Consider the following 26,336-nt stretch of genomic DNA (forward strand, 5'->3'; position numbering starts at 1 on the left):
TGCGGGGCCCGGCCGACAAACAAAAACCCCGCCTCGCGGCGGGGTTGAAGTTCGGGAGGGCCCCGGTGTGCGGGGAGGGGCAGTACAGCTCGGGACGGCCTCAGGCCGGAATGCGCTGTTCCTGATCGCCGGTCTCGCGCAGCACATAGCCGCGGCCCCAGACGGTCTCGATGAAATTGTGGCCCTGGCTGGCATTCGCAAGCTTCTTGCGCAGCTTGCAGATGAACACATCGATGATCTTCAGCTCGGGCTCGTCCATGCCGCCATAGAGATGGTTGAGGAACATCTCCTTGGTGAGCGTGGTGCCCTTGCGCAGGGAGAGCAGCTCCAGCATCTGGTATTCCTTGCCGGTGAGATGCACCCGGTTTCCCGCCACCTCGACCGTCTTGGTATCCAGATTCACCACCAGATCGCCCGTCGTGATGACGGACTGGGCATGCCCCTTGGAGCGGCGCACGATGGCGTGAATGCGGGCGACCAGCTCATCCTTGTGGAACGGCTTGGTCAGATAGTCGTCGGCGCCGAAGCCCAGGCCCTTCACCTTGTCCTCGATGCCGGCGAGGCCGGAGAGGATGAGGATGGGGGTCTTCACCTTCGCGACGCGCAGGCCCTTCAGCACGTCATAGCCCGACATGTCCGGCAGGTTCAGATCGAGCAGGATGATGTCGTAATCATAGAGCTTGCCGAGATCCACGCCTTCTTCGCCGAGATCCGTCGTGTAGACGTTGAAACTCTCGGACTTGAGCATCAGTTCGATGCTCTGCGCGGTCGCGCGGTCATCCTCGATAAGCAAGACGCGCATGCCAATCCCCTTCCCTCGCCACGGCCCCGGGGGTTTCAGCGCTCGACTCGGAACAACTCCCGGCCCGAGCGTGACCCCTCCCGCGCCCGGCCCGGCACACCGATTCGTTTACTTGGTCCCTAGAGGTAGCAAGAGCGGATTCCGGAGCGCAAGCGAAGACGCGAAAATTCTTCGAGTCTCCACAAGCATCTGGCCGGAAATCAGAATTTGCCAGATCGTCAGTTCAAGTCGAATCTTAAGGTGTGCCCGTAAGTGAGTCCGGCGACTCTGCTTTTCGGCAGATGCCGCCGGTCCGCACCGGACGATGGACCGATCATTAACGAGGCCGGTAAACAAAACGTTTCGATCGCATTGACGATTCACCGAATCGGTCGGCACGTACCGTCAAAAGCCGCCGGAGTAAGGATCCGGCAACATCTGTTGGCGATCATGGGCGTGCCGCCGCGTAAAGGGCGGCTCGACCGGACGCGCGTTGGTGCCAGCCCGTTGGTGCCAGCCTTGGTGCCGCCTGCCGCGCGCCGGACCGACAGAGTGGAGTAACGCCGGCCATGAAGTCGCTCGATACGCTCGTCCGCCTCAAGCGGTTCCAGGTGGACGAAAAGCGCCGTCATTTTACGCAGATCCAGACCATGATCGCGGATTTCGATCGGATGGCGCGTGACCTCGACCGCGAGATCGAAGCCGAGGAGCAGCGCTCCGGCATCACCGACACCCAGCATTTCGCCTATTCGACCTATGCGCGCGCCGCCGCCACCCGCCGCGACAATCTGCGTCGCTCGGCCGATGAACTGAAGCAGCAGCTCGACGAAGCCAGCGCCCAGCTGGAAGGGGCGCTGGACGACCTCAAGAAGGTGGAGGCGCTCAACGAGCGCGAGCGCGGCCTCGACGCGCCGGTGGAGATCCCCGTGCGGGCCGGACGCGCCGCGCGCCTTGCGTTCGGTGCGTGAGGATCACGCTCCGATCAGCGGGGCATGACGGCCGGCGCCGCGGGCGATGAGCCCCGTCCGGCGCGGGTCGTCCGCCACCTCGATGGCACGGGCATAGGGACGGAAGCCGGCGCGCATGTAGAAGGCTACCGCCGCCTGATGGTCGAGCGTGCAGGTGTGCACATGAACCCGCGCCGGGCCGCTCGCCCAGGCCAGCGCCAGCGCGCGGTTCATCATGAAGCGCCCGGCGCCGCTGCCGACCAGATCCGGCGCCACGCCGAAGAATGCCAGCTCGACCTCGCCGGGTACGCGGAAATCCAGCTCCAGCAGCCCGACATCCGCGCCGTCGCGACGCAGCGCATGCACCGAGACGGCCGGGCTGCCCAGCACCGCGGCCAGTTCCGCATCACTCATGCCCAGCCGCGAGAACCACAGCCATTCCTCGCCGACGCGGCGGAATAGTTCGCGGTACCACGCCGTATCCGGCGCGGGGACGTGCTCCAGCGTCAGCCCGCCATCGCCGCGCTCCGGCAACGGCGGGGGCGGGGCGGTCATCTCAAGGAAGGTCACGATGGCGGCGAGCTTGCCGGGCGGCAGGCTCGTATAGCCGTTGAGGTTCAGTGGCGGGGCGGTATCGGCGATCTCGTTCATGGCGGCAGGCCTACATGCTTCGCAGGGCCGAGAAAAGCGCAAAGGCCCGGCCTGGCGGGGCCAGGGGCTGGCATTTCGGGGTTCACAGCCGCGAATTTTCAGATATCTTGCGGGGAATTGAATTTAATACATATAAAGAGAGTGAATTCATGACCGTCGCCGTCACGATCGACAAGGTGGGAAAGAGCTTCGGCCCCGGCCCCGCCGCCCTCGATAACGTGTCGCTGGAGGTTCGCCCGAGCGAATTGGTGGCGCTGCTCGGCCCGTCCGGCTCCGGCAAGACGACGCTGCTGCGCATTGTCGCCGGCCTCGAGCAGCCGAGCCATGGGCGCGTACTGTTCGACGGGCACGACGCGCTCTCCGTGCCGGTGCGCCGGCGGGGCATCGGCTTCGTGTTCCAGAATTACGCGCTGTTCCGCCATATGACGGTGGCGGAGAATGTCGCCTTCGGCCTGCGTTCGCGCCCGCGTGCCGAGCGTCCCACGGAGGCGGAGATCCGTTCGCGCGTGGCGGACCTTCTCGCCCTCGTGCAGTTGGAAGCCTATGGCGGGCGCTTCCCGGCGCAGCTTTCCGGCGGCCAGCGCCAGCGCGTGGCGCTGGCCCGGGCGCTGGCCATCGAGCCGAAGGTGCTGCTGCTCGACGAGCCGTTCGGCGCGCTCGATGCGCTGGTGCGCAAGGAACTGCGCAAATGGCTGCGCGAACTGCACGACCGCACCGGCCACACCACGCTGTTCGTTACCCACGACCAGGAGGAGGCGCTCGAACTCGCCGATCGCGTGGTGGTGATGGGCAAGGGCCGGATCGAGCAGGTGGGCACGCCCGACGATGTCTATGACCGGCCCGCCAGCGCGACGGTGTTCGGCTTTATGGGCGAATCCAGCCGGATCGAGGTCGAGGTGAAGGACGGCGTCGCCCATGCCGGCACGACCGCGATCGCCGCCGCCACCCAGCCGGTTCCCGACGGGCCGGGGCTGCTCTATGTGCGCCCGCACGATGTCTCGCTCGGCCTGCCGGGCACGCCCGGCCTCAAGGGTGAGGTGCGCGCCTTCCGCCGCCATGGCGCGATCCGCCGGGTGGAGATCGGCGTCGGCTCGGCGCTGTTCGAGGCCGATATCGCCCCGACCGTGCGCGTGCCGATCGGCGAGCCGGTGGCGGTGCGGCTGGACCGCGCGCGGCTGTTCGCCAGCGGCGGCCCCGGCGTCGACTGCCGCGCCCCCTCGGCGCAGCAGTCCGGCGAATACGCGATCTGATGCCCGATCGCGCCCGCCGCCGTCGCGTCAGCGCGCGGTGAGGAGAAAGGCACTCTCGCGGACGGGATGAACTCCCTTCAGCCCCTGGGCAAGCGCGCGCGTCTCGATGTTGGTGACGTGGAACGCGGCGCCATAGAGGCGGCGCACCGCGTGCTCGTTCACCGCGAAGGGCGGGCCGATGTCGAGCGCGGGATCGTAATCGAGCGTGATGAGCAGTTGCGGCGCGTGGCGGCTGGCGGCCGCCAGATGCGCGGCATAGCGCGTGCGCACCGCCTCGGGCAGGGCGACCAGCGCGGCGCGGTCATAGACGGCATCCACATGGCCGAGCGTGGCGTGGTCCAGATCGAAGATGTCGCCGACGAAGACGGTGAGCCGCTCCGCCTCGAAGCGCTCCAGCGTGCCGGCATGGGTGATGAGCGGGGTGAGGGCCAGGTCGGCGAAGAGCTGTTCCACCGCCAGCCGGCTCAGCTCGGCGCCGACCACCTCATAGCCCTGCGCCAGCAGCCAGTGCAGATCGCGGCTCTTGCCGCAGAGCGGCACGAACACGCGCGCACCCGCTGCGAGGCCGAGCGCGGAAACATGCTTCAGCAGGAGCGGATTGGTCTCGGCCTCGTGAAAGGCGATCTGGTTGTTTTCCCATTTCCGGTGCCAGAATTCATGTTCCATCACGCGGCCCTCCTGCGAGCCAATTTGCCGGTGCGGCGGGGAAAGACCGTCCCCGCCTCTGGATAGGCCTATGGCCGGGCGGGTTCAACGGCCCATCGGCCGGGCGCGATCCGCGCTCAGCGCGCGGTGCGCCGGATGAAGGCGCCGAAGGCGCGCGGGCCGTCCGCCACCGGGATATCGTCGACGAGCTTCAGCGTCGCGGTGTCGATCACGCTCAGCGTATTGGCTTCCCAGTTGGCGACATAGACGAAGGCGCCGTCACGACTGGTGTCGATTCCCTCCGGATAATCGCCGACCGGGATGGTGGCGAGCGGCGCCAGCGTCTCCAGATCGAACACGCTGACCGTGGAATCATACTGGTCGGTCACGAAGGCGCGACCCCCGGCCAGCGCCACCGCATAGGGGCGCTGACCAACCTTCACCGTCGCGATCACCGTGCGGGCGGCGATGTCGATGACGCTCACATCGTTCGAGGCGACATTGGCGGCGTAGGCGCGCCGGCCCGCCGCATCGATGGTCACGCCGAACGGGCGCGCGCCGACGGGGATCGTGGCGAGGCGGGTCAGGCTCGATGTGTCGATGACGCTCACCGCATCGGAATCGCGGTCGGCGGAAAGCAGCAGCGCGCCGTCGGGCGTCACCGCGAGGCCGGAGGGGGATTGGCCCACGGCCACCTCGCCCGTGACCGCGCCGCTCGCCGCGTCCACGGCGACGATGCGGTGCTGGTACCAGTCCGCGACATAGGCGGGGCTGCCGGAGGGATGAACGGCGACGCCGAGCGGCCCGCCGCCGACCTCGACGCGGAGGGTAATGGCGCGGCTGGCGGCATCCACGATGGTCAGCGCCTTGCCGTCCGGCGAGGTGACGAAGGCGCGCGCGCCGTCCGGCGATACCGCGATGCCCGCGGGCTTACCCGGGATGGGCAGGGTGGCGACGACCTTGCGCGTGGCGAGGTCGACGATGGAGAGCATTTCCGCCGGCTGCGAGGTGATGAAGGCCTCGTCCGCCCGGGCGGGGAGGGCGAGGAGCAGCGTCGTGACGGCGGCGAGCGCGAACAGACGCCCTCTCCCGGACCGAGAGGGCCGGGTGAGGGGGCCGGCGCGATCCGTGGTCCCGCAGCGGATCGACAGGCGGCCTTCCTCCCCACCCAAGCCCTCTCCCCGCCGGGGAGAGGGCCCAAGGGCCGGCCTGCGCACCGCTCAGTTTCCGCCTTCGATCTGCTTCTTCAGGCCGTCGAGCCCGGCCTTGTAGAGCCCGGTCACGGCGGCGATGGCGGCCTCGTCGTTCAGTTCCGGCGGCGGGTCGTTATTGGGGAAGCCGCGATAGAACGCGCCGCGCCATTCGACCTCGGACTTGGTGCCGTCACCGGCCGGCGTCACGATCAGCCAGGACGAATAATTGGTGACGGGCAGAACCTTCACGTCCACCTGGTCGATCCGGTACATGAGCGTCATCTTTTCGGGGTCGAGCTTGGCGACTTCCTCGTCCACCGTCGCGCCGTTCTTCAGGGTGAGCGTACGCTTGGCGCCGGGCGCGTTGCCGCCGGTGCCCTCGGTCTTGGCGACCACGGGAATCCACCCGCCGTCCTGGAAGTTGGAGACGACGGCCCACACCTTGTCCGGCGCGGCGTTGATCTCGATCTTCTCGGAGACCTTCTGCCGGGTCGGGCCGTGCGCGGAGGCGGCACCGAGCGTGGCGAGCATCGAGGTGGCGGCCAGTGCCGCGGCAAACAGCTGAAGTTTCATCGTTTCCATCCCGGACAGGGTTCGTTGCGGACTTTTCTCATCCGTTGGGAACTAATCTAGGGACAGAATCGACGTTCGTGAACTCTCCAAACGGCGAAAAATGGCTGCCGTGAATTCTTAGAGAATCTTAAGAGAATTCTTTCAGTATTTTCAGAAATGCCGTGCCGAACGCCTCCAGCTTGGCGGCGCCGACACCCTTGATGCCGGCCAGTTCGGTGCGGTTGCGCGGGTGCTCCACCGCCATTTCCTCCAGCGTCTTGTCGGCAAACACCACATAGGCCGGCACGCCGCGATCGGCGGCGAGTTCGCGGCGCAGCGCCTTGAGCTTGCCGAGCAGCGCGCTCTCCGCCGGGGCGAGTTCGGCGCCGCGCTCGGAGCGGGCGAAGCGGTTGCGCTCGCGCTTGGCGGGCGCGCGCAGGGTGAAGGCCTTGGTGCCGGCCAGTACGGCGAGGCCCGCCTCGGTGAGGGTGAGGGCGCCGTAGCGCTGCGGGTCGGCGTGGAGCGCATTGGTGGCCACCAGCTGGCGCAGCAGCGCGCGCCACTCGGTGGCCGGCTTGTCCGCCCCCGTGCCGAAATCGGCCAGCCGGTCATGGCCCCGCGCCGTCACCGGATCGGTGCGCTGGCCCGTGACGATGCCGGCGACATAGGCCGCACCGTAGCGCTCGCCGGTGGCGCGCACGATGCGCAGCACGAGCTGGGCGTCGCGGCTGGCGTCGACCACCTTCGGGGGATCGCGGCACACGTCGCAGGCGCCGCAGGCTTTCGCCCGCTCGCCGAAATAGCCCAGCAGCACCGCGCGCCGGCAGGTCACTGCCTCGCAGAAGCCGACCATGGCGTCGAGCCGGCGGGCCTCGACCATCTTGCGCTCGGGCGAGGAGGGTTCCTCGTCGAGGAAGCGGCGGCGCGTGGCGATGTCGCCTGCCGAATAGAGCAGCAGCGCCTCGGCCGGCTGGCCGTCGCGACCGGCGCGGCCGATCTCCTGGTAATAGGCCTCCAGCGTGCCGGGGGAATCGGCGTGCAGCACGTAGCGCACGTCGGATTTGTCGATGCCCATGCCGAAGGCGACGGTGGCGACCATCACCACCCCGTCCTCGGCGAGGAAGGTCTCCTGGTTGGCCCCGCGGACCTCCGTGGAGAGCCCGGCATGATAGGGCAGGGCGCGGATGCCGGCGGCGGACAGGCGCTCGGCGGTCTCGTCCACCTTCTTGCGCGAAATGCGGTAGACGATGCCGGACAGCCCCTCGCGGGCCCGCACGAAGCTCTCGATCTGCCGGGCCGGATCCTTCTTGTCCTCGACACCGATGAAGATGTTCGGCCGGTCGAAGCCGGAAACGAAGACGCGGGCCTGCCCGCCGAACAGCCGCTCGACGATGTCGTCGCGCGTCGCCTTGTCGGCGGTGGCGGTGAGCGCGACCAGCGGCACGTTGGGGAAGATCTCGCGCAGCCGGCCGAGGCCGAGATATTCGTTGCGGAAGGAATGGCCCCATTGCGAGATGCAGTGCGCCTCGTCCACCGCCACCAGGCCGAGCGTGAGGCGCGACAGCGCGGCGAGCATCCGCTCGGTCATCAGCCGCTCGGGCGCGAGATAGAGCAGGCTCACCTCGCCGGCCGCGACACGGCGCCAGATGGCGACATTGTCCTCGCGGGACTTGCCGGAGTGAATGGCCTCGGCCGCGACGCCCTGCAGCTTCAGCGCGTTGACCTGGTCGTCCATCAGCGCGATCAGCGGCGAGATGACGATGGAGAGCCCGCCGAACACCAAAGCGGGCAGCTGGTAGCACAGCGACTTGCCCGCGCCGGTCGGCATGACCGCCAGCGTCGGCACGCCGGCAAGCACCGCGTCCACCACATCCTGTTGGCCCGGCCGGAAGCGATCGAAGCCGAACACCTCCGCCAGCCGGGCGCGCTTCAGCGCCTCGATGCCAGGGGGCAGCAGGCCGGGGGTAGTCGGGCCCGGCGTGGGGTGGACGGAAATGTTCATCGCGTGGATGCGTGCCCCTCGGTGGCGTTCGGACCCTTGAAGGATGGCGTGCGGACGGAAATGGTGGGGCCGCTCGCCGACCGGATTCGCGAGCCCGCCAGAGAATCACTCGCCATGGCCCTCGAACTGACCCTTGCTTTAACCCTCGTCGCGCTGCTGTTCGAGGCCGCTTTAGGCTATCCGCCGTTTTTGCTCAAGGCGATCGGCCATCCCGTCACGTGGGCAGGCCGGCTGATCGGCGGCCTCGACGCCACGATCAACCGCGAGAGCGACAGCCCGCGCACGCGCCGACTCGCCGGCGTGGCGGCGCTCATCCTCATCCTTCTCGTCGCGCTGGCGGCGGGCGCGGGCGTGCAGAACCTGTTGATGCGGCTGCCGTTCGGCTTCCTGCTGGTGGCGCTGGTCGGCTCCTCGCTCTTTGCCCAGCGTAGCCTTTACCAGCATGTGGCGCGCGTCGCGGACGGGCTCGACGCCAGCCTGGCGGCCGGGCGGGAGGCGGTATCGCATATTGTCGGGCGCGACCCGGAACGGTTGGACGAGGCGGGCGTGGCTCGCGCGGCCATCGAGAGTCTGGCGGAGAATTTTTCCGACGGCATCGTCGCGCCGGCCCTGTGGATGGTGGTCGGCGGGCTGCCGGGCGGGGCCGCCTACAAGATGGTGAACACCGCCGACAGCATGATCGGCCATCGCGACAGCCGTCACCTTCACTTCGGCTGGGCGGCGGCGCGGTTCGACGATCTGGTCAACCTGCCAGCCTCGCGCCTCGCGGGGGTGCTGATGGTGGCCGGGGCGGTGTTCGTGCGCGGGGCCTCGCCAGTCCGGGCGTGGCGAGCGATGCTGCGCGATGCGGCCCGGCACCGCTCGCCCAATGCCGGCTGGCCGGAGGCGGCGCTGGCCGGCGCGCTCGGCATCGGCATTGCCGGCCCGCGCTATTATGGCGGCAAGCTCTCCACCGATGGCGTGATGGGCGAGGGCGGCCGGCGCGAATGCACGGCGGAGGATATCCGCCGCGCGCTCGCGCTCTATCGCGCGGCGGATGCGGTGATGCTCGCCCTGCTGGCGGCGGGCACGCTGGCGACGGCGCTGTGAGGGACGAAACGTTATTCCGGACGTCCGCAGAGCCGCTTCGGGTTCGCCGGAAATCGCTGAGCGGTCCCGGCTCGAAGCTTCGCTCCGGCCGGGATGACAACGGCGGCGATCAACGCGCCAGCGCCAGCAGCCGGTCGAGATCGACATGCCGCTCCAGATGCGCGGCCAGCGCGTCGAGCGTCTCCTCCACGCCGGTTTCATAGGCCAGCGTGCTGGGGGCCGCGCCGAGCCGCGCCAGCCAGTGCGCGCGCTGGCGATCGTCGGCGAACAGGCCGTGCGCATAGGTGCCGATGATCCGCCCATCCGGGGAGACGGCGCCCTCCGGTCCCTCGCCATCGATGAGCGCGAAGGGGCGGGCGCGGCCGGGGCCCCGCGTCACGCCCATATGCATCTCGTAGCCGGAGAAGGCGATGTCGTCGGCCGTGCCGGTGATGGCGACCAGCCGCTTGTCGCCCGCCAGCACGGTTTCGACATCGAGCAGGCCCAGGCCGGCCACGCTGCCGGGCGGGCCCTCAAGCCCCTCGGGGTCGGCGATGGTGTGCCCCAGCATCTGGTAGCCCCCGCACAGGCCGAGCACGCGGCCGCCGCGCCGCACATGGGCGAGGAGGTCGATATCCCAGCCATGGCGGCGGAAGTCTTCCAGATCGGCGATGGTGGATTTCGAGCCGGGCAGGATGACGAGGTCGGCATCGCCCGGCAGCGCGGCGCCGGGGCGGATGCGCAGCACCTCCACCAATGGCTCGGCGTCGAGCGGGTCGAGATCGTCGAAATTGGCGATGCGCGGCAGGATCGGCACGGCGATGCGCAGCCTTGCATCCGGCTTCGGCTGGGCGGGGGCATCGAGGGCGAGCGCGTCCTCGGCCGGCAGGCGGCGGGCATCGGGAAAGAAGGGGATGAGGCCGAGCGGTGCCCAGCCGGTTCGTCGCGCGATCTCATCCATGCCGGCAGCGAACAGCGTGGGGTCGCCGCGAAAGCGGTTGACGAGGAAGCCGCGGATCATCGCGGCATCCTCCTCCGGAAGCACGGCGCTTGTGCCGACCAGGCTGGCGATGACGCCGCCGCGGTCAATGTCGCCGATCAGCACCACGGGCACATTGGCGGCGCGGGCGAAGCCCATATTGGCGATGTCGCCGGCGCGCAGATTGATCTCGGAAGCCGAGCCCGCGCCTTCCACCAGCACGAGGTCGGCCTGCGCGCGCAGCTTCTCATAGCTCTCCAGCACGGCGGCCATCAGGGCGGGTTTCAGCGCCTGATACTCGCTGGCCCGCGCGGTGCCGCGCGCACGGCCCTGCACCACGACCTGCGCGCCGATCTCGCTCTGCGGCTTCAGCAGCACCGGGTTCATGTGGACGGAGGGCGGCACGCGCGCCGCGCGGGCCTGCAGCGCCTGCGCGCGGCCGATCTCGCCGCCGTCCGGCGTGACGGCGGCATTGTTGGACATGTTCTGCGGCTTGAACGGCCGAACCCTCAGCCCGCGCAAGGTGTAGGCGCGCGCGAGGCCGGCGACGACGAGCGACTTGCCGACATCCGAGCCGGTGCCCTGGAACATGAGGGCGCGCGTTATCACCGCGCGTCCCCCAGGCCGGCCGTTATGAGCGGCGTGCTTCCAGATAGTCCACGCGGCGCTCGAGGTTGGCCTCGCGCACCATGCCGGGAATGAGGAACAGGTCGATGATCTGCCCGATGCCGAGCAGGCCGAGCGTCAGCAGCCACAGCGCGCCGGTCCAGTAGCGCCCGGCATAGAAGCGATGAATGCCGCAAACGCCGATCAGGCCGAAGAACCAGAACAGGTAGGCGACAGGGGTGGAACGCATCGAAGCGTTTCTCCGTAGATGGGCCACGCCGCGAGTTTCGGCGTCTCTCATCACATAGGAATGTCATCGGCAAATTGTGAGAGCGCACGGTTCAATTCCTCCCCGGAAAGGCATCGGGATGGCATCAGAACTCGATGCCTGGCTGCGCCTTCACCCCGGCCTTGAAGTGGTGCTTCACCAGGCTCATCTCGGTGACGAGATCGGCGGCTTCCACCAGCGCCGGCTTGGCGTTCCGCCCGGTGACGACGACATGCAGCCCCGCCCGGCGCGCCGCAAGCGCGGCGATCACCTCCTCCAGCGGGAGATAGTCGTAGCGCAGCGCGATGTTGAGCTCGTCGAGGATGACGAGGCCGATGGTCGGATCCGCCATCAATTCCTGGGCCTTTTCCCAGGCGCGGCGCGCCGCCGCGATGTCGCGGGCGAGGTCCTGCGTCTCCCAGGTGAAGCCCTCGCCCATGGCGTGCCAGACGACCCGCTCGCCGAAGCTTGCCAGCGCGTCCCGCTCGCCGGACTGCCAGGCGCCCTTGATGAACTGCACCACGCCGACCCGCCCGCCATGGCCCAGCACCCGCAGCGCAAGGCCGAAGGCGGCGGTGGACTTGCCTTTGCCCGTGCCGGTGTGGACGATGAGAAGACCCTTCTCCACCGTCTTGCCCGCCACTTCGGCATCCTGCACCGCCTTGCGCTTTTCCATCTTGGCGCGGTGGCGGGCGGCGTCCTCCTCGGAAATATCGGTCGTCATTTCACTTTCATCGGCAGCCCGGCGACCATGAAGATCACCGTGTCGGCGCGGGCCGCCACCATCTGGTTGAGCCGGCCCTGCGCGTCGCGGAAGCGGCGGGCCAGCGCGTTGTCGGGCACGATGCCGAGGCCGGTCTCGTTCGAGACCACCACCACCGGGCCGTCATGGGCACCCAGCGCCGCGACCAGCGCCGCGCATTCGGCCGAAAGGTCGGCCTCGGCGAGCAGGCGGTTGGTCAACCACAGGGTGAGGCAGTCGACCAGCACCGGCCGGCCGGGGGGAAGCCCGGCCACCGTGCGCGCGAGATCGTGCGGGGCGTCCAGCGTCTGCCAGCCCTCGCCCCGGCGCGCGCGGTGCAGGCCGATGCGCTCCGCCATCTCGGCATCATAGGCCTCGGCGGTTGCGATATAGCTCCAGGGCGCGGGCAGGCGCTCGATGAGTTCCTCGGCGTGCCGGCTCTTGCCGGAGCGGGCGCCGCCGAGGATGAAGGTGAGGCTCGTCACCCCGTCAGGCCGCGGGCGCGGCGAGGCGCGGGCGCAGCCAGCCGGCAAGGCCGCCGAGCAGCGCCCAGAACACGAAGCTCACCGCTACGCTCGCGACCACGAAACGGTGATGCAGAGCTTCGGGAATCGCCGTCTCATAGCTGTCCGGCTGCGGCGCGCCGATCAGCTGCGGCGCGACGATGAGCGCGACGCCGGCCACGGCGAGCAGGGGCGAGCGGCCGAAGGCGAGAAGCGCGAGGCCGCCGGCGGTCGCCGCCGCCGTGCCCACCCACCAGAGCTGGCGCGCCGCGAGGTCGCCGGCCGGCATGGCCGGCAGTTCGGGGGGCAGGCCAAGCCCGGGCGCCAGGGTGAAAACGGCAAAGCCCGCCAGACCCCAGATCACGCCCTGGTGCCAGTTTTGCAATCCGCCGGCGATCTCGCTCGCCGACACCAGCAGCAAGGCGAAGCCGAAGCCGGTGAGCACGGTGAACAGCAGGGTGAGGCCGTTGCGCTCGAAGCCGTCGGCCGGTGCCCAGGCCTCGCTGTCATGCTCGTGCGCAGCCGATTCCTGCGCGCCGGCCGCCTGCGCGGTGGCATTCGCATGGTCATGGGCGGGCGCGGCGGCTTCCGCCTGCTCGAAGGTCTCGGCCTTGAGGATCAGCGGGACGGTGGTGAGGAGATGGAGGCCGGCGCCCACCAGCCCGGTGCCGATGCCGGCAAGCGCGGCGACGAAAAGAATCGTCCTGAAAAGCGACATGAAGAGTCCCCCGGCACGGTCAGTGGCAGGGGAAGGCGTTGGCGTGGCGCACATCATGCGTCGCGTTGTGCATGGCGCTGACATGGGAGAAGCCCACGCCGCCGAGCACGACCACGCCGATGAGGGCCGCGAAGGTGATGGCCACCGCGCGGGCGGCGAGCGAATCGTGCGAGGCGGCCAGATTCAGGCCGTTCCGGGTCGTCATGACAGTCTCCTTTGGCCCTCCACCCGAGGGCCGTTGCGGTTTCCGTCGCCGGCCGGTCTCCTGGCTCGCGGGTCGCGGCCCCGTCTCCGCCTTCCCGGCACAAGGCCAGTGGCTGATGGAGGAGGGCTCGCCGCTCACAGTTGCGGGGGCAGCCGAGGATTCGGCGGATGTCTCCGCCCCACCGCGTTCCCGTCTTGCGTCCCGTGCGTCTCACGGGAACCGACGACGCTCGCGACTATACCCGCCAATCCCCGCGCCGCAATGGCGGCGACGCGGGCCGGGGCCGGGGGCGGTTTGACATTCCCTCCGGACGCTCCTTAAGTGACGGCGACCATCGGTTTCCTCTTTCCGGAGAGGGACGAAAAGGGAATGCGGTGCGGAGCGGGCCTTCAGGCGGCGTGCTCCAATTCCGCGGCTGCCCCCGCAACTGTAAGCGGCGAGCCCGTCTCCATCAGCCACTGGCGCCCGCGCCGGGAAGGCGGAGACAGGGCCGCGACCCGCGAGCCAGGAGACCTGCCGGCGGTTCGGTCTTGTCCGCCGGCGGGGTGCCCGGCAGCAGGCAGAGCGGCGCTCCACCGGCGCGGCTTCGCGCGGAATTTTTCCGCGACCGGCGCATCCCATGGACCTCTTGGGCTTTCGTGGAGACGCCGCATGACCGCCGCCGCAACCAGTTCGACCGTTCTTTCGCGGGTGCCGTGCACCATCGTCACCGGTTTCCTCGGGTCGGGTAAGACCACGCTCATCCGCCATGTGCTGGAAAATGCGCGGGGCAAGCGCCTCGCGGTCATCGTCAACGAGTTCGGCGATGTCGGCATCGATGGCGAGATCCTGAAGGGCTGCGGCATCGACACCTGCCCGGAGGAGAACATCGTCGAACTGGCCAATGGATGCATCTGCTGCACCGTGGCGGATGATTTCGTGCCCGCGCTCGATGCCATTCTCGCGCTGGAGCCGAAGGTCGACCACATCCTCATCGAGACCTCCGGCCTCGCTTTGCCCAAGCCGCTGGTGCAGGCCTTCCACTGGCCGGCGATCCGGAGCCGCGTGACGGTGGACGGCGTCGTCGCCGTGGTGGACGGGGAGGCGCTGGCCTCGGGCCGGGTCGCCCACGATCATGACGCGCTGGCCGAGCAGCGCGCGGCCGATGCCTCGCTCGACCATGACGACCCGATCGAGGAAGTGTTCGACGACCAGATCGCCTGCGCCGATCTCGTCATCCTCACCAAGGGCGACCTGATCGACGCAGCCGGCGCGGCCCGTGCCCGCGCCGCGCTCGACGCCGAACTGCCCCGGGGCGTGCGCGTTGTGCCGGTGACAGGCGGGGCGATCGATCCGGCGATCCTCATGGGCCTCGGGGTGGGCACCGAGGACGATATCGAGAACCGCCACACCCATCACGACGATGAGGCCGACCACGACCACGACGATTTCGACAGCTTCATCGTCGAGGTGCCGGAAATCGCCGACCCGGCCGAATTCGCCATCCGCATCGCCCGCGCCGCCGAGGAGGCGGACGTGCTGCGGGTGAAGGGCTTCCTCTCGGTCACCGGCAAGCCGATGCGGCTTCTGGTGCAGGCGGTCGGCCCGCGCGTGGCCCATCATTATGACCGGGCGTGGGGCGCGGAGACGCGCCGCGGCCGGCTGGTGGCGATCGGCCTCAAGGGGCTCGACCGGGCGAAGGTGGAGGCGATCCTCGCCGGAGCCTTGGCGGCCGCGTGAGCCGACCCGTCATCGCGGACGGCCGACAGGCCGATCCGCGATCGTCCGCCCGTTCGTGGATGGCAGCCGATCCCGACTCTGCCCGATGCTTCGGCCGGGATGACGATTACAGGAGCGCCCACGCCTCATGCACATCCTCACCACCACGTCCACCAGCCTCGACGATCTGGTCGAGCCGGTCGACCTCGCCCAGACGCCGGGCGAGGTGGTGGTGCTGTCCTTCACAGACAGCGATCTGGTGGGGCTGGCTGCGGCGCGGGCGCATGCGGAGGCGGAGGAGCGGGCGGAGGGCGCCGGCACCGAGGGACTGCCGAGCCTGCGTCTCGTGAACCTGCGGGATCTGCGGCATCCGATGTCGGTTGATCTGTGGATCGACCGCAGCGCGGTGCAGGCGCGCATCATCGTCATCCGCCTGCTCGGCGGGCTGGACTGGTGGCGCTACGGCGTGGAGCGGCTGGCCGCTGTGGCCCGCGCGCGGGGCATCCTCCTCGCCCTGCTGCCGGGCGAGGACCGCGACGATCCCCGCCTCGCCGAGGCCTCGACCTTGCCGGACGAGGAACTGAAGGCGCTGCTCGGCTATTTCCGCGCCGGCGGCCCGGCCAACCTGCGCGCGCTGCTGCGCCGGCTGGCGAGGCATGCGGGGCGCGCGGTCGAGGCCCCCCCGCCGCAGCCGGTGCCGCTGGCGGGATTTCATGAGTGGGGCGGTGAGGAGACGGCCGGCGCCCCCGCCATTCCCGTCATCTTCTACCGCTCCATGTGGCTGGCGGGGGATACCGCGCCGGTCGAGGCGCTGTGCGCCGCGCTCGCCGCGCGCGGGCTGGACCCCCGGCCGATCTTCGTCGCCTCGCTGCGCGAGCCGGCCTCCATCGCCTTCCTGCGCACCGTTCTGGCGGAGATGAAGCCGGCGGCCATCGTCACGCTCACCGCCTTCGCCGCTGGCGATCCGGGCGAGGAGACCGTGCTCGACGCGCCCGGCGTGCCGGTGCTGCAGGCCATCCTTGCCACCACGCCGCGCGCGGCCTGGGCCGAGGGCGTGCGCGGGCTGGTGAGCGCGGACCTCGCCATGCATGTCGTGCTGCCCGAGCTCGACGGGCGGGTGCTGGCGGGAGCGCTCTCCTTCAAGGCGCCGGCCGACGCCCCCGCCGTGCCGGGCTTCACCGCGCTGGTCAACCGGCCCGAGCCCGACCGTGTGGCGCAGGTTGCGGAGCGGGTGGCATCGCTGGTGCGGCTCCAGGCGATGCCGCGCGGCGAGCGGCGCATCGCCGTGCTCATGCCGGAATATGCCGGCGCGCCCGGCCGAACCGGCTGGGCGGTGGGCCTCGACGTGCCGGCCAGCGTGCTGGCGCTGATGGCGGATCTCGATGCGGCGGGCTATCGCGTGGACGGGGTGCCTTCGGATGCGCGGGCCTTGCTGGAGGCGGTGCGGGGCGAGGGCTTCGCGTCGCCTTCGACCCTCGCCCTCGCCGATTACCGCACTCATCTGGCGACGCTCCCCGCCGCGTCCGTCGCGGCCGTTCACGCGGCGTGGGGGGCGCCGGAAGACGATCCGGACGTGTCCGACGATGCTTTCCATTTCAGGGCCCGCGCCTTCGGTCATGTCACCGTCGCCATCGCGCCCGATCGCGGCGCCCGTGCCGAGCGGCGGGCGCAGTATCATGACCCCGCGCTGCCGCCGCGCCATGGGCTGCTCGCCTTCGGCCTGTGGCTGCGGCGGCAGGCGGACGCGCTGGTGCATATGGGCGCGCATGGCACGCTCGAATGGCTGCCGGGCAAGCATGTCGCGCTCACAAGCGCCTGTTTCCCCGAACTCGTGCTGGGCAGCCTGCCGGTGGCCTATCCCTTCATCGTCTCCAATCCCGGCGAGGCGGCGCAGGCCAAGCGGCGCATCGCCGCCGTCACGCTCGGCCACCTGCCGCCGCCGACGCTGGAAGCCGGGCTCGCCGGCGAGGGGCGCGAGCTGGAGCGGCTGGTGGATGAATATGCGCAGGCCGACGGGCTCGACCGCCGCCGGCGCGAGCGGCTGGCACGGCTGATCGTGGAGGAGGCGAGCCGCACCGGCTTTGCCCGCGATGCCGGGCTCTCCGCCGATGCCTCGCCGGACGAGGCGCTGAAGCAGATCGACGCGTTCCTGTGCGACATCAAGGAGATGCGCCTGAAGGACGGCTTCCATGTCTATGGTCGCGGCCCGTGCGGGGCGGCGGAGCGGGACGGATTGCTGGCCGTGCTGGACGGACGACGCGTGGCGGCGGGCCCGGCCGGGGCGCCGGGGCGCGGGCGTACCGACGTGATGCCGACCGGGCGCAACCTCTTCGCCAGCGATCCGCGCGCCCTGCCGACGGCGACCGCGATGGATCTCGGCCGGCTGGCGGCGGAGGAGGTGCTGCGCGCCTATGCGCAGGCACATGGCGACTGGCCGCGCGCGCTGGTGCTGGATCTGTGGGGCAGCGCCACGCTGCGCACCGGCGGCGAGGAGATCGCGCAGGGGCTCGCGCTCATCGGCGCGCGCCCGCTCTGGGATAACGCGACCGGCCGGGTGACGGGGGTGGAAGTGCTGCCGACCGCCGTGCTCGGGCGTCCGCGTGTCGACGTCACCTTCCGCATTTCCGGGCTGTTCCGCGACCTGTTTCCCGCGCAGATCGCCCTGCTCGACGCCGCGTTGCGGGCGGTGGCGCGGCGCGAGGAGACGGCGGACGAGAATCCCTTGCGCGAACATGGCGAGGGCGCGCCGCGCATTTTCGGCAGCGCGCCGGGCGCCTATGGCGCGGGGCTCGACCGGCCGGGCGATGGAATCGAGCGCGAGGCGCTGGGCGACGCCTATCTCGCCAGCGCCTCGCACGCTTATGGCGGAGCGGAGGGCACGGCATTTGAGGCCGGCGCGGCCTTCGCGGCCCGCGTGGCGGCGGCGGACATGCTTGTCCATGGCGCCGACGATCCCGGCCGCGACCTGCTCGAAGGCGATGCCGACCTCGCCTTCATCGGCGGCTTCGCGGCGGCGGCCGAGCGGTTGGGGCGCGTGCCCGATCTGGTCGTGCTGGACACATCCGATCCCGCCCGCCCCACGGCGCGCCCGCTTGGCCAGGCCATCGCCCGCATCGTGCGCGGGCGCACCAACCCGCGCTATATCGCCGGGCTTTTGCGGCACGGCCCGCGCGGGGCGGCCGAGATCGCCGAGACGGTGGATCGGCTGATCGGCTTTGCGGAAGCCACCCGCGCCGTGCCCGGCCATCTGGTCGACGCGCTGCACGCCGCCTATGTCGGCGACGAGAGCGTGCGCGATTTCCTGCGCGCCGCGTCGCCGGAGGCCGCCCGCTTCGTTGCCGCCCGTTTCGAGCGGGCGCGGCTGAGCGGGCTCTGGCACCCCCGCCGCAACGATGTCGGCGCGGATCTCGCCACCCTTTCCGGGGAGGCGGCGGAATGAGCGCGGCGCCCCTGCGACGCGGGGCCTGCCCGACGCTGCCCCGGCCGATGCTGACTGGCGACGGGCTGCTGGCGCGGATCCAGCCGGCGGATCCCTTGTCGGTGGACCAGCTGGAAGGGCTGGCCAGCCTTGCCGCCACGCTCGGCAATGGCATCCTTGAGGTGACGGCGCGCGGCAAGCTGCAATTGCGCGGGCTGAGCGAGGCGAGCGCGGCGGCGCTGCCGGCGGCAGTGGCGGGGCTGGGCATCGAGGTGCCGACCGGCTTTGCCGTCGAGACGAGCGCGCTGGCCGGGCTCGATCCCGCCGAGCGGGCCGATCCGCGCCCGCTCGCCCGTGCTCTCAGCGAGCGGGCGGCGACGCTGCTGCCGCGCCTCGCGCCCAAGGTCTCGCTGGTGGTCGATGGCGGCGGGTCGCTCCACGCGGGCGCGCTCAAAGCGGATATCGCGCTGGTGGCCGACGCGAATCAGTGCTGGCGGGTGGTTCTGGCGGGGCGAACGGTCGGCGTGGTCGCGCAGGCCCATGCCCAGCGGCTCGTGCTGGATCTGCTGGAGCGCCTCGCCGCGCACGGGCCCGCCGCCCGCATGGACGACGTGATGGCGGGGGACGGCGCCGCGCGGCTCCGCGATCTCAACGCCCTCGCGCCCCTGCCACGGGGTGAGGGCGCGGTGCGGCCGGATGCCGAGCCGGTGGGGCGCCATAGGCTGAGGGACGGCTGCGTGGCGCTGGGGCTCGGCCTCGCCTTCGGGCAGGTTCGGGCGCAGACGCTGGCGGCGCTGGCGGTGCTGGCGAGGGATGCGGACGTGCGCCATGTCGAGCCGGCGGCGGGGCGGGCGCTGCTGCTGGCCGGGCTGGCGCCCGAGGCCTCCGTGGGGCTGGAGCGCCGCGCGGCGGAACTCGGCTTCATCACCGATCCGGCCGATCCGCGACGGCGCGTCTTCGCCTGCGCCGGGCAGCCCGCCTGCGCCTCCGCCCGGCTTGAGACCCATGTTCTGGCGGCGCAGATCGCTCCTCTCATCGCGGGCGGCACGCTGCATGTGTCCGGCTGCGTGAAGGGCTGCGCGCACCCCGCGCCGGCGACGCTCACCATCGTGGGGCTGGACGAGGGGGCAGGTCTCGTGGTCGAAGGCACGCCGCGCGACATTCTCGCGGCGACCTTGCCGGCACGGATCATGCCCGTGGCGCAGCTGCGGGAGGCCGTGGCGAAAGCGGTTGCGGAGACGTTGGGGGGAGGCAAATGCGTGAGGAAGGCGGCTGCGCGATGAAGGATCTGGCCTGAGTGTCCATCCCGTTCGATTATGTGCGTGACGGCACGGCGATCTATGAGCGCTCCTTCGCCATCATCCGCGCGGAGGCCGATCTCGGCCGCTTCACGCCCGATGAGGCGGACGTGGCGGTGCGCATGATCCACGCCTGCGGGCTGGTGGAAGCCGCCTTCGCCATCGATTTCTCGCCCGGTCTGGTGCGCGCGGCGCGTGGCGCGCTGCAGGCCGGCGCGCCGATCCTGTGCGATGCGCAGATGGTGGCGCATGGCGTCACCCGCGCGCGCCTGCCCGCTGGCAACGAGGTGATCTGCACCCTGCAAGATCCTTCCGTTCCCGAGCTGGCCGAACGGCTGGGCACCACGCGCTCGGCCGCGGCGCTGGAACTGTGGCGCGAGAGGATGGAGGGGGCGGTCATCGCCATCGGCAACGCGCCGACCGCGCTGTTCCGGCTTCTGGAAATGATCGATGCCGGCGCGCCCAGGCCGGCGGCGATCCTCGGCATTCCGGTCGGCTTTGTCGGCGCGGCGGAATCCAAGGATGCGCTCGCGGCGGGCGACCATGGCGTGCCATGGCTGGTGGTGCGCGGGCGGCTCGGCGGCTCGGCGATGACGGCGGCGGCGATCAATGCGCTGGCGAGGCCGGGCCTATGACGGGAACCTCCAGCGGCCGGCTGATCGGCGTGGGTGTCGGGCCGGGCGATCCGGAACTGCTGACGCTGAAGGCGGTGCGCGCGCTCGGCGCGGCCGATGTCGTCGCCTATTTCGCTAAGCTCGGCAATGGTAGCCATGCCCGCGCCATCGCCCATGCCCATTTCCGCACCGGCATCGAGGAAATGCCGCTCTTCTATCCCGTGACCACGGAAATGCCGAAGGATGAGGCGCCCTACCGCACGGCGATCACCGCCTTCTACGACGCCTCGGCGGCCAGCGTCGCCGCCCATCTCGATGCCGGGCGCACGGTGGCGGTGCTGTCCGAGGGCGACCCGCTCTTCTACGGCTCCTACATGCACCTGCATGTGCGCCTCGCCGATCGCTACCCCACGCAGGTCATTGCCGGCGTCACCGGCATGTCCGGCTGCTGGTCGCAGGCCGGCGCGCCGATCGCGCAGGGCGACGATGTGCTCAGCGTGCTGCCGGGCACGCTGCCCGAGGCCGAGCTGGCGCGCCGGCTTGGCGAGGCGGATGCGGCCGTCATCATGAAGGTCGGGCGCAATCTGCCGAAGATCCGGCGGGCGCTCGAAGCCTCCGGCCGGCTGGACCGCGCGCTCTATGTGGAGCGCGGCACGATGACGGGTAGCCTGTGCGAGCGGCTGGCGACGCGGGGCGAGGCCCCGGCGCCCTATTTCGCCATCGTGCTGGTGCCGGGATGGAGGGAACGGGCATGAATGCGACTCTCACCTTCGGCAACACCACCGCCGGAAAGATCGCCGTCGTCGGCCTCGGCCCCGGCGAGCCGCGCTTCCTGACCCCGCAGGCCAGCGCCGCGCTGGAGGAGGCGGAGGCGCTCTATGGCTACATGCCCTATCTGGAGCGCGTGCCGGTGCGCGAGGGCCAGCAGCGCTTCGCCTCCGACAATCGCGAGGAACTGGCGCGGGCCGGCGCCGCGCTCGCCCATGCCGCCGCCGGGGCAAAGGTGGCGATGGTCTCGGGCGGCGATCCCGGCGTGTTCGCCATGGCGGCGGCGGTGATCGAGGCGATCGAGACGGGGCCGGCCGAATGGCGCGCTCTCGACCTCACCATCGTGCCGGGCATCACCGCGATGCTGGCGGTGGCGGCGCGGGCGGGCGCGCCGCTCGGCCATGATTTCTGCGCGGTTTCGCTCTCCGACAATCTGAAGCCCTGGGAGATCATCGAGACGCGGCTGCGCCTCGCCGCGCAGGCGGGCTTCGCCATGGCCTTCTACAACCCGGTGTCGAAGGCTCGCCCGCACCAGCTGGACCGGGCGTTCGAGGTTCTGCGCGAGGAACTGGCGGGCACCGTGCCGGTGATCTTCGGCCGCGCGGTCGGACGGCCGGACGAGCGCATGCGGCTGGTGCCTCTGACCAATGCGCGCGGCCACATGGCGGACATGGCGACCTGCATCATCGTCGGTTCGCCGGAAACCCGCATCGTCGAGCGCCCCGGCCTGCCGGCGCTGGTCTATACGCCGCGCCGGGCCGGGGATGCGTGATGGGGCAACCGCTCGCGTCAGGTCGTCTCCCGCCGGATCCGCTCCAGCCACGCCATGGCCGCCGCGACGCTCTCGACCGTCGCGACCACGGGGCGGGCCGGCCGGGCGACCATGATCACCTCGATGCCCAGCGCGCGGGCGGCCGCGATCTTGCCATAGGTCGCCGCGCCGCCGCTGTTCTTGGAGAGGATGGCGTCGATGCGGTTATCAGCCAGCAGGGCGCGCTCGTCGCCCTCCGCGAACGGCCCGCGCGCCTCGATATAGCGCGCATGCGCCCGCGCGAGCGGCGGCTCGACGGCATCGATGCTGCGCACGAGATAATGATGCTGCGGCGCGGCTTCCAGCGCGCGGACCTCGTTGCGCCCGAGCGTCACCAGCACGCGGCGGGGCGCGTCGCCCAGCTTGCCGACCGCCTCGGGAATGTCGGCTGCGGCGGTCCAGATGTCGCCGGCGCGTTGCTCCCATACGGGGCGCACCAGCGCGAGCAGCGGCACGCCGGCGCGGCGGGCGGCCTCCGCGGCATTGCGCGAGATGATGGCGGCGAAGGGATGGGTGGCGTCGACCAGCGCGTCGATGCGTTCTGCCTTCAGGTGCTCGACAAGCCCCTCGACGCCGCCGAATCCGCCCGAGCGCACCGGCAGGGGCTGGCCCTGCGGGTTGCGCGTGCGCCCGGCCAGCGACAGGCTGGCGTCAAAGCCTCCCTGCGCGGCAATCGTCGCGGCCAGTTCGCGGGCTTCCAACGTGCCGCCGAGGATGAGCAGGCGCGGGGCGCCGGCCTCCCGGCCGGCAGAAGGCGGGTTCATGTCGCAGGCTGAATCCATCGCGCCGGAATCGGCGACGCCACAGGGAACGTCCTTGGATACCTCTTCCGCGGCCCCATTGGGAACGCGCCGCGACGATGCCCCGGAAGCGCGCTGGTTGTCCATTGTCGGCATCGGCGAAGACGGGCTCGCCGGCCTCGCCCCCGCCGCTCGTGCCGCCATCGAGGCGGCCGACATCGTGTTCGGCGGCGCGCGCCATCTGGCGCTGGCGGGCGCGGCGGTGAAGGGGCGGGGCGAGCCGTGGCCCTCGCCCTTCGAGCGCGGCATCGCTTTGGTGCTGGCGCGGCGCGGGCAGCGGGTCTGCGTGCTCGCCTCCGGTGATCCGTTCCTCCACGGCGTCGGCGCCACGCTGGCGCGGCATGTACCGGCGCAGGAGATGCGGGTGTTTCCCGCGCCGTCCTCGTTCAGTCTCGCGGCCGCCCGGCTCGGCTGGGCGCTGGGGGAGGTGGCGTGCCTCACCGCGCACGGGCGGGACCTCGATCTCATCCGCCCGCATCTCCACCCCGGCCGCCGCCTGCTGGTGCTGACCTCCGATGCCGACGGGCCCGCCGCCATCGCGCGCCTGCTGGTGGAGGGCGGCTTCGGCGGGTCGACGCTGCATGTGGGCGAGGCGCTGGGGGGCCCGCGCGAGCGGCTGCGCAGCACCGTCGCCGGCGACTTCGCGCTCATGGATGTCGATCCGCTCAACCTCGTCGGCATCGAGGTGGAGGGGTCGCGAGACGCCCGCGTCCTTCCCCGCGCGCCGGGCCTGCCGGATGCGTGGTTCGAGAATGACGGCCAGCTGACCAAGCGCGAGATCCGCGCGGTGACACTCTCCGCGCTCGCCCCGCGCCGGGGCGAACTCTTGTGGGACATCGGTGCCGGGGCGGGTTCGGTCGCGATCGAATGGATGCTGGCGGACCCCTCGCTGGCTGCCATCGCCATCGAGGAGCGGGCGGACCGCGCGGCGCGCATCCATCGCAACGCCCATGCGCTCGGCGTGCCGGGGCTCCTGCTGGTGGAAGGGCGCGCGCCGGCGGCGCTGGCCGGCCTACCGGCGCCGGACGCCATCTTCATTGGCGGCGGGGCGGGCGATGCCGGCGTGATGGAGGCGGCGCTCGCATGCCTGAAGCCCGGCGGGCGGCTGGTGGTCAACGCGGTGACGCTGGAGACCGAGGCCGTGCTGCTGGCGCAGCATGCCGCGCGCGGGGGCGAGCTCCTTCGCCTGTCCGTCGCCCGCGCCGCGCCGGTGGGCGGGCTCACCGGCTGGCGCGCCGCCATGCCGGTGACGCAATGGATCTGGGAGAAGCCGGGGAGCTGGGTGAAGCCCCGGGTGCCGGGTGAAGCCGTGAAGGGAACGCCCGCATGATCGTCGCCGGGGTCGGCAGCCGTCGTGGCGTGACGGCGGAGGAAGTCTGCGCCGCCGTGCGCGGGGCGCTGGCGCGGCACGACGTGAAGCTGAGCGAGATTTCGCTGATGGCGACCCCGGCGATGAAGGGCAGCGAGGCCGGCATCCTGAAGGCGGCGCTCGATCTCGGCCTTTTGCTGGTCATGGTGCCGCAGGCGCAGCTGGAGGCGGCCGGCGCGCGCGCGGCGACCCGCTCCGAGCGGGTGGTGGCGCTGATGGGCCTGCCCTCGGTGGCGGAGGCCTCGGCGCTGGCGGTGGCCGGGCGGCGCTCCACGCTGATCGGCCCGCGCTTCGTGCTGGGGCCGGTGACCTGCGCGCTCGCCCGCGAAGCACAGACGGGAGGCGAGGGGGCGTGACGGTTCATTTCATCGGCGCGGGGCCCGGCGCGGCGGACCTGATGACGCTGCGCGGGCGCGACCTCATCGGCCGTTGTCCCGTCTGCCTCTATGCCGGTTCCATCGTGCCGCCCGAGGTGCTCGCCTGGTGCCCGCCGGGCGCGCGCATCGTCGATACCGCACCGTTGTCGCTGGATGAGATCGAACGCGAATATGTGGCGGCCGATGCCGCCGGGCAGGACGTGGCGCGGCTGCATTCGGGCGACCTGTCCATCTATTCCGCGGTGGCCGAGCAGATCCGCCGGCTGGAGCGGGCCGGTATTGCCTATACACTCACCCCCGGCGTGCCGGCCTTCGCCGCCGCCAGCGCGGTGCTGGGGCGCGAACTGACCGTGCCGGGGCTTGCGCAGAGTGTCATTCTCACCCGCGTCTCGGGCCGCGCCTCCGCCATGCCGGAGGGCGAGACGCTCAAGGCCTTCGGCGCGACCGGGGCGACGCTCGCCATTCACCTCGCCATCCACGCGCTGGACAAGGTGGTGGCCGATCTCACGCCGCTCTATGGCGCCGACTGCCCGGTCGCTGTCGTGGTGGAGGCGACGCGTCCGAGCGAGCGGGTGATGCGCGGAACGCTCGGTGACATCCTCGCCTTGGTGGCGGCCGAGCCGGTGGAGCGCACCGCGCTCATCCTGGTGGGGCGCGCGCTGGCGGCCGCGCAGTTCCGCGAGAGCGCCTTGTACGATGCCGCCTATCAGCGCCGCTTCCGGGGGCGGGAATGAGCGCGCGCGGCCTCATCATCGCCGCCCCGCGCTCGGGTTCGGGCAAGACCACGCTGACGCTGGGCGTGACCGCGGCGCTGGCGCGGCGCGGGCTGGTGGTGCGGGCGGTGAAATCCGGGCCGGACTATATCGACCCCGCCTTCCATGCCGCGGCAACCGGCCGGCCGGGGCTGAACCTCGACAGCTTCGCCATGCCGCCCACCCTTGTCGACGCGCTGGCGGGGGAGGCGGCTGCGGGTGCCGACCTCGTCGTCATCGAGGCCTCGATGGGCCTGTTCGACGGCATTTCCGGCGAGGCGGGGCGCAGCGGCGCGGCGGCCGACCTCGCCGCCCGGCTCGCGCTGCCCGTGGTGCTGGTATTGGACATTTCCGGCCAGTCGCAATCGGCGGCGGCGGTGGTTCGGGGGTTTGCGACGCACGATCCGGCCGTGCGCATTGCCGGCGTGGTGCTCAACAAGGTGGCGAGCGAGCGCCACCGGCTGCAGGCAAGCGAGGCGATCGCGGCGCTGGGTATCCAGATATTGGGCAGCCTGCCGCGCGATGCCTCGAGCAGCCTGCCCGAGCGCCATCTCGGCCTCGTGCAGGCCGGCGAGCATGCGGAACTTAAGGCGCATCTGGAGCGCCTCGCCGCGCTCGCGCAGGCGCATGTCGATCTCGACGCGCTGGTGGCGCTGGCCCGGCCGATCGCGGCGTCCGGTGCCGCCCCCATCGCGCTGCCGCCGCCGGGCCAGCGCATCGCACTGGCGCAGGACGTGGCGTTTTCCTTTGCCTATGAGCATCTGATCGCCGGCTGGCGGCGGGCAGGGGCGCAGATCCTGCCTTTTTCGCCGTTGGCCGATGAGGCCCCGGATCCGAGCTGCGATGCGTGCTGGCTGCCGGGCGGCTATCCCGAGCTGCATGGCGGGCGGCTGGCGGGCGCGACGCGCTTTCTCGAGGGCGTGCGGCACGTCGCGCAAACCCGCCCGGTGCATGGCGAATGCGGGGGGTTCATGGTGCTGGGCCAGTCGATCGAGGATGCCGAGGGAGGGCGCCACCCGATGCTCGGCCTGCTCGGCCACGCCACCAGCTTTGCCCGGCGGCGGCTCAATCTGGGCTACCGCCGGGCGGTGACGCTGGCGGCCTCGCCGCTCGGTCCTGAGGGCACGCGGCTGCGCGGCCACGAATTCCATTATGCCAGCGTCACATCGGCGGGCGAGGATGCACCGCTTGTCGCGCTGAGCGACGGGCAGGGCAAGGAGATGGGGCCGGCGGGCGCGCGTCGCGGCTTGGTCTCGGGTACCTTCTTTCATGCCATCGCCCGCGACTGACGCGGGCGGGGCGCGTGCGTGAGTTGGAGTGG

The 26,336-nt window shown here is 71.1% G+C and carries 26 protein-coding genes and 2 riboswitches; of the genes, 13 read left to right on the top strand and 13 right to left on the bottom strand.

What is annotated here, in order from left to right:
* Positions 1–100: 100 nt before the first annotated feature.
* Positions 101–802 (bottom strand): response regulator transcription factor CtrA, encoded by a 702-nt coding sequence (ctrA, locus tag FHS55_RS11615; protein WP_183189923.1) that lies wholly within the window; start codon positions 800–802, stop codon positions 101–103.
* A 548-nt stretch (positions 803–1,350) separates the two neighbouring features.
* Here ctrA and FHS55_RS11620 point away from each other — a divergent pair.
* On the top strand, positions 1,351–1,749 hold the full coding sequence (locus FHS55_RS11620) for a flagellar export protein FliJ (RefSeq protein WP_183189924.1): 399 nt from the start codon (positions 1,351–1,353) through the stop codon (positions 1,747–1,749).
* A 3-nt stretch (positions 1,750–1,752) separates the two neighbouring features.
* On the opposite strand, the gene FHS55_RS11625 is transcribed toward FHS55_RS11620, so the two are convergent.
* The gene (locus tag FHS55_RS11625) at positions 1,753–2,379 is read right to left on the bottom strand and encodes a GNAT family N-acetyltransferase (protein ID WP_183189925.1); all 627 of its coding nucleotides are present in this window, start codon (positions 2,377–2,379) and stop codon (positions 1,753–1,755) included.
* Positions 2,380–2,528: 149 nt separating this feature from the next.
* On the opposite strand from FHS55_RS11625, the gene FHS55_RS11630 reads away from it, so the two are divergent.
* Entirely contained in the window at positions 2,529–3,629 is a 1,101-nt protein-coding gene (locus tag FHS55_RS11630) for a sulfate/molybdate ABC transporter ATP-binding protein (protein WP_183189926.1), read from the top strand.
* A gap of 27 nt (positions 3,630–3,656) precedes the next feature.
* On the opposite strand, the gene tmpT is transcribed toward FHS55_RS11630, so the two are convergent.
* From tmpT to recQ, 4 genes are all read right to left on the bottom strand, one after another.
* Positions 3,657–4,295 carry a thiopurine S-methyltransferase gene (tmpT, locus tag FHS55_RS11635; protein WP_183190280.1) on the bottom strand — a complete coding sequence of 213 codons (639 nt, stop codon included), beginning with the start codon at positions 4,293–4,295 and terminating at the stop codon, positions 3,657–3,659.
* 116 nt (positions 4,296–4,411) lie between these two features.
* On the bottom strand, positions 4,412–5,353 hold the full coding sequence (locus tag FHS55_RS11640; protein WP_246340129.1) for a YVTN family beta-propeller repeat protein: 942 nt from the start codon (positions 5,351–5,353) through the stop codon (positions 4,412–4,414).
* A gap of 141 nt (positions 5,354–5,494) precedes the next feature.
* A complete protein-coding gene (locus tag FHS55_RS11645) occupies positions 5,495–6,040 on the bottom strand; it encodes an SRPBCC family protein (protein ID WP_183189927.1) in 546 nt (181 codons plus the stop codon).
* 127 nt (positions 6,041–6,167) lie between these two features.
* Entirely contained in the window at positions 6,168–8,021 is a 1,854-nt protein-coding gene (gene recQ, locus FHS55_RS11650) for a DNA helicase RecQ (protein ID WP_183189928.1), read from the bottom strand.
* A 114-nt stretch (positions 8,022–8,135) separates the two neighbouring features.
* On the opposite strand from recQ, the gene cbiB reads away from it, so the two are divergent.
* On the top strand, positions 8,136–9,110 hold the full coding sequence (gene cbiB, locus FHS55_RS11655) for an adenosylcobinamide-phosphate synthase CbiB (protein WP_183189929.1): 975 nt from the start codon (positions 8,136–8,138) through the stop codon (positions 9,108–9,110).
* A 109-nt stretch (positions 9,111–9,219) separates the two neighbouring features.
* Here cbiB and FHS55_RS11660 read toward each other — a convergent pair whose 3' ends face one another.
* From FHS55_RS11660 to FHS55_RS11685, 6 genes are all read right to left on the bottom strand, one after another.
* Positions 9,220–10,659: a cobyric acid synthase gene (locus FHS55_RS11660; RefSeq protein ID WP_183190282.1), complete on the bottom strand. Its 1,440-nt coding sequence runs from the start codon at positions 10,657–10,659 to the stop codon at positions 9,220–9,222.
* A 40-nt stretch (positions 10,660–10,699) separates the two neighbouring features.
* Complete coding sequence (locus FHS55_RS11665) at positions 10,700–10,924, bottom strand: NINE protein (RefSeq protein ID WP_183189930.1); 225 nt, start codon at positions 10,922–10,924, stop codon at positions 10,700–10,702.
* Between the two features lie 124 nt (positions 10,925–11,048).
* Positions 11,049–11,666, bottom strand: a complete 618-nt coding sequence (cobO, locus tag FHS55_RS11670; protein WP_183189931.1) for a cob(I)yrinic acid a,c-diamide adenosyltransferase — start codon at positions 11,664–11,666, stop codon at positions 11,049–11,051.
* On the bottom strand, positions 11,663–12,169 hold the full coding sequence (gene cobU, locus FHS55_RS11675; RefSeq protein ID WP_183189932.1) for a bifunctional adenosylcobinamide kinase/adenosylcobinamide-phosphate guanylyltransferase: 507 nt from the start codon (positions 12,167–12,169) through the stop codon (positions 11,663–11,665). Before cobU ends, cobO begins: the two co-directional genes overlap by 4 nt.
* 4 nt (positions 12,170–12,173) lie before the next feature.
* Positions 12,174–12,905, bottom strand: a complete 732-nt coding sequence (locus FHS55_RS11680) for a CbtA family protein (RefSeq protein ID WP_183189933.1) — start codon at positions 12,903–12,905, stop codon at positions 12,174–12,176.
* Positions 12,906–12,924: 19 nt separating this feature from the next.
* Positions 12,925–13,110: a CbtB domain-containing protein gene (locus FHS55_RS11685; RefSeq protein WP_183189934.1), complete on the bottom strand. Its 186-nt coding sequence runs from the start codon at positions 13,108–13,110 to the stop codon at positions 12,925–12,927.
* A 33-nt stretch (positions 13,111–13,143) separates the two neighbouring features.
* A riboswitch (cobalamin riboswitch) is annotated at positions 13,144–13,349 on the bottom strand.
* Between the two features lie 79 nt (positions 13,350–13,428).
* Positions 13,429–13,645: riboswitch (cobalamin riboswitch) on the top strand.
* A 116-nt stretch (positions 13,646–13,761) separates the two neighbouring features.
* On the opposite strand from FHS55_RS11685, the gene cobW reads away from it, so the two are divergent.
* From cobW to FHS55_RS11715, 6 genes are all read left to right on the top strand, one after another.
* Positions 13,762–14,829: a cobalamin biosynthesis protein CobW gene (gene cobW, locus FHS55_RS11690; protein WP_183189935.1), complete on the top strand. Its 1,068-nt coding sequence runs from the start codon at positions 13,762–13,764 to the stop codon at positions 14,827–14,829.
* A gap of 127 nt (positions 14,830–14,956) precedes the next feature.
* A complete protein-coding gene (cobN, locus tag FHS55_RS11695; RefSeq protein ID WP_183189936.1) occupies positions 14,957–18,247 on the top strand; it encodes a cobaltochelatase subunit CobN in 3,291 nt (1,096 codons plus the stop codon).
* Positions 18,244–19,509, top strand: coding sequence for a precorrin-3B synthase (cobG, locus tag FHS55_RS11700; RefSeq protein ID WP_183189937.1), 1,266 nt, complete (start codon positions 18,244–18,246; stop codon positions 19,507–19,509). Before cobN ends, cobG begins: the two co-directional genes overlap by 4 nt.
* 14 nt (positions 19,510–19,523) lie before the next feature.
* Positions 19,524–20,159, top strand: coding sequence for a precorrin-8X methylmutase (locus tag FHS55_RS11705; protein ID WP_425485805.1), 636 nt, complete (start codon positions 19,524–19,526; stop codon positions 20,157–20,159).
* Entirely contained in the window at positions 20,156–20,893 is a 738-nt protein-coding gene (locus FHS55_RS11710; RefSeq protein WP_183189938.1) for a precorrin-2 C(20)-methyltransferase, read from the top strand. Before FHS55_RS11705 ends, FHS55_RS11710 begins: the two co-directional genes overlap by 4 nt.
* The gene (locus tag FHS55_RS11715; protein ID WP_183189939.1) at positions 20,890–21,678 is read left to right on the top strand and encodes a precorrin-3B C(17)-methyltransferase; all 789 of its coding nucleotides are present in this window, start codon (positions 20,890–20,892) and stop codon (positions 21,676–21,678) included. The genes FHS55_RS11710 and FHS55_RS11715 overlap by 4 nt, the downstream gene beginning before the upstream one ends.
* A 17-nt stretch (positions 21,679–21,695) precedes the next feature.
* On the opposite strand, the gene FHS55_RS11720 is transcribed toward FHS55_RS11715, so the two are convergent.
* Positions 21,696–22,481 (bottom strand): cobalt-precorrin-6A reductase, encoded by a 786-nt coding sequence (locus tag FHS55_RS11720; RefSeq protein WP_183189940.1) that lies wholly within the window; start codon positions 22,479–22,481, stop codon positions 21,696–21,698.
* Between the two features lie 52 nt (positions 22,482–22,533).
* Here FHS55_RS11720 and cbiE point away from each other — a divergent pair, with 52 nt between their 5' ends.
* From cbiE to FHS55_RS11740, 4 genes are read left to right on the top strand one after another with little or no spacing between them, the layout of a single operon-like run.
* Entirely contained in the window at positions 22,534–23,847 is a 1,314-nt protein-coding gene (gene cbiE / locus FHS55_RS11725) for a precorrin-6y C5,15-methyltransferase (decarboxylating) subunit CbiE (RefSeq protein ID WP_246340079.1), read from the top strand.
* The gene (locus tag FHS55_RS11730) at positions 23,844–24,242 is read left to right on the top strand and encodes a cobalamin biosynthesis protein (RefSeq protein ID WP_183189942.1); all 399 of its coding nucleotides are present in this window, start codon (positions 23,844–23,846) and stop codon (positions 24,240–24,242) included. Before cbiE ends, FHS55_RS11730 begins: the two co-directional genes overlap by 4 nt.
* Positions 24,239–24,997, top strand: coding sequence for a precorrin-4 C(11)-methyltransferase (gene cobM, locus FHS55_RS11735; protein WP_183189943.1), 759 nt, complete (start codon positions 24,239–24,241; stop codon positions 24,995–24,997). The genes FHS55_RS11730 and cobM overlap by 4 nt, the downstream gene beginning before the upstream one ends.
* Positions 24,994–26,304 carry a cobyrinic acid a,c-diamide synthase CobB gene (locus FHS55_RS11740; protein ID WP_183189944.1) on the top strand — a complete coding sequence of 437 codons (1,311 nt, stop codon included), beginning with the start codon at positions 24,994–24,996 and terminating at the stop codon, positions 26,302–26,304. The genes cobM and FHS55_RS11740 overlap by 4 nt, the downstream gene beginning before the upstream one ends.
* Positions 26,305–26,336 lie beyond the last annotated feature (32 nt).

It is taken from the genome of Ancylobacter tetraedralis (genome assembly GCF_014195655.1).
Taxonomy (GTDB): Bacteria; Pseudomonadota; Alphaproteobacteria; order Rhizobiales; family Xanthobacteraceae; genus Ancylobacter; species Ancylobacter tetraedralis.

Excerpts from the sequence above, each read along its gene's own strand:
- FHS55_RS11645 (WP_183189927.1), bottom strand. The coding sequence starts at position 6,040 with ATGAAACTTCAGCTGTTTGCCGCGGCACTGGCCGCCACCTCGATGCTC.
- FHS55_RS11625 (WP_183189925.1), bottom strand. The coding sequence starts at position 2,379 with ATGAACGAGATCGCCGATACCGCCCCGCCACTGAACCTCAACGGCTAT.
- FHS55_RS11730 (WP_183189942.1), top strand. The coding sequence starts at position 23,844 with ATGATCGTCGCCGGGGTCGGCAGCCGTCGTGGCGTGACGGCGGAGGAA.
- FHS55_RS11660 (WP_183190282.1), bottom strand. The coding sequence starts at position 10,659 with ATGTTCCAGGGCACCGGCTCGGATGTCGGCAAGTCGCTCGTCGTCGCC.
- FHS55_RS11710 (WP_183189938.1), top strand. The coding sequence starts at position 20,156 with ATGACGGGAACCTCCAGCGGCCGGCTGATCGGCGTGGGTGTCGGGCCG.
- tmpT (WP_183190280.1), bottom strand. The coding sequence starts at position 4,295 with ATGGAACATGAATTCTGGCACCGGAAATGGGAAAACAACCAGATCGCC.
- FHS55_RS11720 (WP_183189940.1), bottom strand. The coding sequence starts at position 22,481 with ATGAACCCGCCTTCTGCCGGCCGGGAGGCCGGCGCCCCGCGCCTGCTC.
- ctrA (WP_183189923.1), bottom strand. The coding sequence starts at position 802 with ATGCGCGTCTTGCTTATCGAGGATGACCGCGCGACCGCGCAGAGCATC.
- cobO (WP_183189931.1), bottom strand. The coding sequence starts at position 11,666 with ATGACGACCGATATTTCCGAGGAGGACGCCGCCCGCCACCGCGCCAAG.
- cobW (WP_183189935.1), top strand. The coding sequence starts at position 13,762 with ATGACCGCCGCCGCAACCAGTTCGACCGTTCTTTCGCGGGTGCCGTGC.
- FHS55_RS11715 (WP_183189939.1), top strand. The coding sequence starts at position 20,890 with ATGAATGCGACTCTCACCTTCGGCAACACCACCGCCGGAAAGATCGCC.
- cobN (WP_183189936.1), top strand. The coding sequence starts at position 14,957 with ATGCACATCCTCACCACCACGTCCACCAGCCTCGACGATCTGGTCGAG.
- FHS55_RS11665 (WP_183189930.1), bottom strand. The coding sequence starts at position 10,924 with ATGCGTTCCACCCCTGTCGCCTACCTGTTCTGGTTCTTCGGCCTGATC.
- FHS55_RS11740 (WP_183189944.1), top strand. The coding sequence starts at position 24,994 with ATGAGCGCGCGCGGCCTCATCATCGCCGCCCCGCGCTCGGGTTCGGGC.
- FHS55_RS11685 (WP_183189934.1), bottom strand. The coding sequence starts at position 13,110 with ATGACGACCCGGAACGGCCTGAATCTGGCCGCCTCGCACGATTCGCTC.
- FHS55_RS11680 (WP_183189933.1), bottom strand. The coding sequence starts at position 12,905 with ATGTCGCTTTTCAGGACGATTCTTTTCGTCGCCGCGCTTGCCGGCATC.
- cobG (WP_183189937.1), top strand. The coding sequence starts at position 18,244 with ATGAGCGCGGCGCCCCTGCGACGCGGGGCCTGCCCGACGCTGCCCCGG.
- FHS55_RS11620 (WP_183189924.1), top strand. The coding sequence starts at position 1,351 with ATGAAGTCGCTCGATACGCTCGTCCGCCTCAAGCGGTTCCAGGTGGAC.
- cbiB (WP_183189929.1), top strand. The coding sequence starts at position 8,136 with ATGGCCCTCGAACTGACCCTTGCTTTAACCCTCGTCGCGCTGCTGTTC.
- recQ (WP_183189928.1), bottom strand. The coding sequence starts at position 8,021 with ATGAACATTTCCGTCCACCCCACGCCGGGCCCGACTACCCCCGGCCTG.
- FHS55_RS11630 (WP_183189926.1), top strand. The coding sequence starts at position 2,529 with ATGACCGTCGCCGTCACGATCGACAAGGTGGGAAAGAGCTTCGGCCCC.